Origin of the sequence: Rhodopseudomonas sp. B29, from assembly GCF_000333455.1 — a bacterium.
Taxonomy (GTDB): Bacteria; Pseudomonadota; Alphaproteobacteria; order Rhizobiales; family Xanthobacteraceae; genus Rhodopseudomonas.
Window position 1 is genome coordinate 1 of the sequence record NZ_BADD01000299.1, and the last position, 2,704, is coordinate 2,704.

Annotated in this window: 1 protein-coding gene and 2 pseudogenes; 1 reads left to right on the forward strand and 2 read right to left on the reverse strand. The window is 66.1% G+C overall.

Features of this window, described 5'->3' with window-relative positions:
• A pseudogene (locus I5M_RS10985) lies at positions 1-737 on the reverse strand (cobaltochelatase subunit CobT); the annotation flags it as partial.
• 135 nt (positions 738-872) lie between these two features.
• Positions 873-1,868 (reverse strand): cobaltochelatase subunit CobS, encoded by a 996-nt coding sequence (gene cobS / locus I5M_RS10990; RefSeq protein WP_022721449.1) that lies wholly within the window; start codon positions 1,866-1,868, stop codon positions 873-875.
• Between the two features lie 254 nt (positions 1,869-2,122).
• Between cobS and I5M_RS29525 the strand changes: the two are divergent.
• Positions 2,123-2,704 (forward strand): annotated as a pseudogene (locus tag I5M_RS29525) (DedA family protein); the annotation flags it as partial.

The window sequence follows — 2,704 nt, forward strand, 5'->3', positions numbered from 1 at the left end:
CCTTCGGCGCCCGACTGATCGTTCTCGCCTTCCTGCTTGTCGTCCTGGTTCTCGTCTTCCTCGGCGTCGGCATCCCGATCGTCGCCGAGTTCGAGCGCTTCGAGCAGGTCATGGATGGCGTCGCCGAACTTCGTCTGGTCCTCGGCGTAGCGCTCCAGCAGATCGAGCCGGGGGCCGATCTTGTCTTCGAGCACCGGGCGCCACAAATCGACGATTCGCTTCGCTGCGGCGGGCGGCGCGAGGCCCGTCAGACGCTCGCGCACCAGCATGGCCAGCGCGTCGGACAGCGGCGCGTCTGCGCGGTCGGTGATCTCGTCGAACTTGCCGCGGTGGAAATGATCGTCGAGCATCGCAGTGAGGTTCTTGGCGACGCCCGCCATGCGCCGCGAGCCCAGCGCCTCGACGCGGGCCTGCTCCACGGCTTCGAACACGCCGCGCGCCTGCGGATTGCCGGGCATCAGCTTGCGATGCACCTTGGGATCGTGACAGGCGAGCCGCAGCGCGATCGAGTCGGCGTGGCCGCGCACGATCGCCGCGTCCTTTTTGCTCATCTTGCGTGCCGGCTCGGGCAGGCGCGCCTTGCCGGGCGCGAGGCCGGGACGCTCGGCCGCGAAGGTCACTTCGAGCTCCGGTGACTTGGCGATCGCCCGCAGGCACGACGTCACCGCCCGCTTGAACGGTTCGGTCGGCGCTTCCTTCGATCCGGTGCGGAGTTTGTTGTTCGGCGTGGTGCTCATCGCGGCCTTCTCCCTCTCCGCGAGGGGAAAGGGTCGGGTGAGGGGAGGATGCGCAGGACGCGAGGGAGGAGCCCACTCACCCGGCTCGCTCCACGCGTCGACCTCTGCCCGCGGGCGGGCAGAGGGACGTCGTCGTCAGCTCATCGCGACGTTGACCGAGCTTTCCGGCAGCTCGGCATTGAAGCAGCGCTGATAGAACTCGGCCACCAGCGGCCGTTCCAGTTCGTCGCATTTGTTCAAGAACGTGACGCGGAACGCGAAGCCGAGGTCGCCGAAGATCTCGGCATTCTCGGCCCAGGTAATGACCGTACGCGGGCTCATCACCGTGGAGAGATCGCCGTTGGCGAAGGCGTTACGCGTCAGGTCCGCGAGCCGCACCATCTTGTTGACAGTGTCGCGGCCCTCGGCGTTGCGATAGTGCTTGGCCTTGGCGAGGACGATCTCGACTTCCTCGTCGTGCGGCAGATAGTTCAGCGTGGTGACGATCGACCAGCGGTCCATCTGGCCCTGGTTGATCTGCTGCGTGCCGTGATACAGGCCCGAGGTGTCGCCGAGGCCGATGGTGTTGGCGGTCGCGAACAGCCGGAACGCCGGATGCGGCTTGATGACCTTGTTCTGATCGAGCAGCGTCAGCCGGCCGGAGATTTCCAGCACGCGCTGGATCACGAACATCACGTCGGGGCGGCCGGCGTCGTATTCGTCGAAAACCAGAGCGACGTTGTGCTGCAGCGCCCAGGGCAGGATGCCGTCACGGAATTCGGTGACCTGCTTGCCGTCGCGGACCACGATCGAGTCCTTGCCGACGAGGTCGATACGGCTGATGTGGCTGTCGAGATTGACGCGGACGCACGGCCAGTTGAGCCGCGCCGCGACCTGCTCGATATGGGTCGACTTGCCGGTGCCGTGGAAGCCGGTGACCATGACGCGGCGGTTCTTGGCGAAGCCGGCCAGAATGGCGAGCGTGGTGGCGCGGTCGAAACGGTAGTCGCTGTCGACGTCCGGAACATGCGGGTCGACCTCGGAATAAGCGGGGACTTCGAGGTCACTATCGATGCCGAAGACCTGCCGCACCGACACCTTCATGTCGGGCAAACCGATGGTCTCCTGCGTGGTGGTCGTGGCGGCGGTCATCAATCCTCCGTGGTCCCGGACGCGCCCGAAACCCGATCTTCATGGTGGATGCGGTTGAGTGCGGAATTGAACCTAGCAGAGAGCCGCGATCGGCCCAAGCCCATGAATCGATCTAAGTTCCTCCGCGATATCATCGAGATAGGTGTTGTAGGGCGATTTGGAAAGGCTGCGTTGCGAATCGGCTTCCCCAGCGTTGTTGCAGGCGCCGCACCGCGAATGGCGCCGTGCGCCATGACCGCAGGGGGATTTCAAAGGTGACGGCCTGGCTCGACAGCATCGTTCAATTTGCCTCCGCCCATGCTGAATGGGCCTATCCGACGCTGTTTCTGGCGGCGTTGCTGGAGGCTGTGCCGGTGCTGGGCTCGGTGGTGCCGGGCTCGACCATTATCCTGGCACTCAGCGCCCTTGTGCCGACAGGGCAATTGAACCTGACCGGCGTGTTGGTGTCGGCGGCCGCCGGTGCGCTGCTCGGCGACGGCTCGGCCTATCTGGTCGGCCGACGCGAGCAGCGCCAGATCCTCACCGCCTGGCCGCTGTCGCGGCTGCCCAATGTGGTGGCGCAGGCCGAGGCGTTCTTTACCCGCTGGGGCACTCTGGCGGTGTTGTTCGGCCGCTTCGTGCCGCCGATCCGCGCCTTCGTGCCGGTCACCGCCGGGGCGATGCAAATGACGCCTGTGCGGTTCTTCTCGGTCGACATCCCGGCCATCGTGCTGTGGGCCCCGGCGCATGTGCTGCCCGGCGTCCTCGCCGTCACCGTCTTGGAGAAAGTCCCCACGCCGGTGCCCATCACTGGCTGCCGGTCGTGGCCGGCGTGCTCTTCACGGCGCTGGTGGCAG

What these genes read in the sequence shown, in the direction of transcription:
- cobS (WP_022721449.1), bottom strand. Translation starts at nt 1,868, where the DNA reads ATGACCGCCGCCACGACCACCACGCAGGAGACCATCGGTTTGCCCGAC.